We start from the raw sequence: 3,324 nt of genomic DNA on the forward strand, positions 1-3,324 counted from the left end.
GGATCAACTCGCCTGCGTCATCGTCGGGCAGGAGGAGGTCGTCGAAGAGCTCCTGCTGGCCCTTTTTTCCCACGCCCACGCCCTGTTGGTCGGGGTGCCGGGACTGGCCAAGACGCTCCTGGTGTCCAGTCTCGCCCGCGCCCTGGACCTCTCCTTCCGGCGCATCCAGTTCACCCCCGACCTGATGCCCGCCGACATCACCGGCACCGACGTCATCCAGCCGGACCCCGAGACGGGCCAACGGGCCATGCAGTTCCTCCGCGGGCCGGTCTTCGCCAACCTGATTCTGGCCGATGAGATAAACCGCACCCCCCCGAAGACCCAGGCCGCCCTCCTGGAGTCCATGCAGGAGCATCAGGTCTCCATCGGCGACACCACCTATCCCCTGCCCGACCCCTTCTTCGTCCTGGCCACCCAGAACCCCATCGAGCAGGAGGGGACTTACCCCCTGCCCGAGGCCCAGCTCGACCGTTTCATGCTGGAAATCCGCATCGGCTACCCGAAGCGGGACGAGGAGGAGCGCATCGTCGCCCAAACCACGGGCCGCGAGGAGTCGGTAATCACCCCCGTTCTGACCGCGGAGGAGATAATCGAGCTGCAGGGGCTGATTCGCGAGATTCCGGCGGCGCCGCACGTGATTACCTACGCGGTCAACCTGGCCCGGGCGAGCCGTCCCGAGGACCCCACCGCGCCGGAGTATATAAAGCGCTGGGTGGCCTGGGGGGCGGGGGTGCGGACGGGGCAGTACCTGATTCTCGGGGCCAAGGCGAGGGCAGCGCTCCGGGGTCGTCCGGCGGCGTCGGTGGACGACGTGCGCGCCCTGGCCCACGCCGTTATGCGCCACCGCGTGCTCATCAACTTCAACGCCGAGGCCGAGGGGGTCCACTCCGACGAGATAATCTCCCGCCTGCTGGAGATGGTGGAGCCGTAGCGGTCGGGGTAAGGGCTACCCTATCCCCCCTCCCCCCTTTGGGGGGAGGGCTGGGGTGAGGGGCGAAGCGGCGGGGATTAAAATCCCCGCCCTACATTTTAGGCAGGCGGGCGGGTCTGGACTACGTTCCCCTCTCCCCGTGGGAGGCCTGCGAGGCACGGGCTAGGGTGAGGGCTACCTTATAAAACGGCGGGGATAGGAATCCCCGCCCTACGTCAAGTAAAAACGACGGGCGGGCACAGAGGCCCGCCCCTACGTCGTATAATTGTGATGCGAGGTGCGGCTACTCCCCAACCTCCCCGACGTACGACTCGGGCACGGGCAGAAGGCTCGGCAGGACCAGCCCGCCCGAGTCCAGCGGCAGGAGGTTGGCCCAGCCTTCCACGGCGGCCCCCGTTTCCGAGTCGCTAGACGTGGTTTTGACCCAATTCCCCTCCCGCTCGACGATTTCCGCGCCTCGGGTGAAGGCGATGCTCTCGCCCAGCGGCGACGTAATTACGTCGCCGCCGGGGGAATCGTAGAGCGGCACGCCGGCGATGGTCGCGGAGAGGAAGTACGTCGGCACGCGGGGGCCCAGGTAGAGGTAAATCATGGAGTAGTCCCAGGGGTTGTCGTACGCCTCCACGACGCCGGCGTCGAAGTCGTCGTAGAGCATGTACTGGGTCCCGCCGATGTCGCCGATGTCGGGGTAGAGGGAGTAGGAGTTGACCTGGCCGGGGTATGGCTCGTAGTCGGAAAAACGCCAGACCAGCGCCCGTGGGTAGCTCTCCCCGTCGTATTTCGCCAGGTCGCATTTATCGAAGGCCGGCTGGTCGGCGATTCCGCCCAGAACATCCAGGCGGTAGCCCTCCTCTTCCACGGGGAGCGGCAGGTGGAGGCCGACGTTGTAGCAGAGGTCGTTCCAGTCGCAGCCCTCGCCCGGCACGACGCTCACCCTGCCCGAGCCGATGGAGCCCGACCAGCCCGCCCCGGTGAACAGGGGGTAGGTGAGCCGGAAGACCCGCTCGCCGTAGTCCGAGGTCAGGGCGTAATCCTGGACATACTCGACCAGCTTCGTCTCGCCCGGGGCGAAGGGGACCTCCCAGTAGGCCAGCACCGCGTTGGCGGGGTGGGTTATCCCGCCCCAGTCGTTCTCGATGTCGGTGAAGTAGCGGGCGAAGTAGAACGGCTGGCCCTCCTTCGGCTTTTCATCGAAGAGCGGCCGGGTCAGCCCGGCGAACTCGTCCCGTCCACCAGCACCCGTGGGTTTTCCAGCGGCGTTTCCATGTCCTCGGCGTCGTAGAGGTACGACACGAAGACGGTCATCACCGAGTGGGGGATGTACATGTAGACCGTGTCGGCCCCCCCCGTGTTGGTAAAGAGGAAGTCGGCGGTGACCGTGGCGCCGTAGACCTCGGAGCTCCAATCCTCGTAGTCCACGTGCTCGCGTTGGAGCTCGATGACCACGTCCTCGGCGGTCATGGCGACGGCCGGGTGCTCGCCGATGGGCGAGGCGCCGGAGGTGATGGAACCCAGGTAGCCGGCGTCGCCCAGCGCCGCGGCGGCGAGGGAAAGGATTAATAGAACCTTCAGCTTGCCCATGACCGTCCCCCTCAGCTTATCGTGATTGGGCAAGGGGTTTACCCCTTGTCTCCCGGTTTTGTTCCCTTAAAGTTGAAACGCTTCGGCGCGCCGCATGGCGGAAAAAGTCGGTATGACCGAGACATGGCGGTCACGCCCCCAGGGCTCGGTGGGGCCGAGGAGGCCCAGGTTCAGGATGCCCGAGTAAACCTCGTCAGCGGGTGCAGCCGGCTGAAGCAGAGGTGATTGTTGCCAGAACGATGACGAGCGTGATGCGGCGCATCCCGTACAACGCCTAAGGGCGGTTTTGTCCGGCGTTCTGACCCGTGTAATCCATATCCGGGGCCGGGGTGAAGTAGGCGTTCCCCTCCCCGACCAGCTCCTCGAGCCGTTTCTGCAGCTCCTCGTCCGGGGCGACCAGGTACGCCGTGCCGGCCAAAAGGGTCGCCCCGCCCCCGGTCAGCTTCAGGTGGATGTAGACCTCGATTTCGCCGGGGTATTCCGTCAAAAGGTCCCGGATGGGCAGCAGGTCCTCGTCGGTGAGGGCGCCGGCCAGAATTTCCAGGTGGAGCTGCCGGGCCAGCAGGCGCGGCACCTGGGCCAGGTCGTAGATGGCGTTGGCGCGGATGTTTATCTCCTCCCGGTTGGTCTGCGCCTGACCGACCACCAGGACGACGGAGTCCTTGGCCACCAGCTCGCGGTAGCGGGCGTACGTTTCCGCGAAAATCGCCGTCTCCACCGACGCCCCCTCGTCTTCCAGGGTGGCGAAGGCGATGCGCTGGTTGTTCCGGTCCAGCTTCCGGGTTATCTGGGTGAACACGCCGGCGACGCGG

4 protein-coding genes are annotated in these 3,324 nt (G+C 66.1%); 1 reads left to right on the top strand and 3 read right to left on the bottom strand.

The features are described 5' to 3' along the window. Positions 1-931, top strand: a 931-nt coding sequence (locus NTW26_08095) for an AAA family ATPase (protein ID MCX7022213.1), incomplete at its 5' end; no start/stop codon positions are given. Positions 932-1,214: 283 nt separating this feature from the next. Here NTW26_08095 and NTW26_08100 read toward each other — a convergent pair. From NTW26_08100 to NTW26_08110, 3 genes are all read right to left on the bottom strand, one after another. Continuing rightward, positions 1,215-2,027 carry a hypothetical protein gene (locus NTW26_08100; GenBank protein ID MCX7022214.1) on the bottom strand — a complete coding sequence of 271 codons (813 nt, stop codon included), beginning with the start codon at positions 2,025-2,027 and terminating at the stop codon, positions 1,215-1,217. 110 nt (positions 2,028-2,137) lie between these two features. Next, on the bottom strand, positions 2,138-2,512 hold the full coding sequence (locus NTW26_08105; protein MCX7022215.1) for a hypothetical protein: 375 nt from the start codon (positions 2,510-2,512) through the stop codon (positions 2,138-2,140). Between the two features lie 274 nt (positions 2,513-2,786). Further along, positions 2,787-3,324 (bottom strand): OB-fold nucleic acid binding domain-containing protein (locus tag NTW26_08110; GenBank protein ID MCX7022216.1); only part of this gene is annotated, 538 nt, incomplete at its 5' end.

Source organism: bacterium (assembly GCA_026398675.1).
GTDB lineage: Bacteria > RBG-13-66-14 > RBG-13-66-14 > RBG-13-66-14 > RBG-13-66-14 > RBG-13-66-14.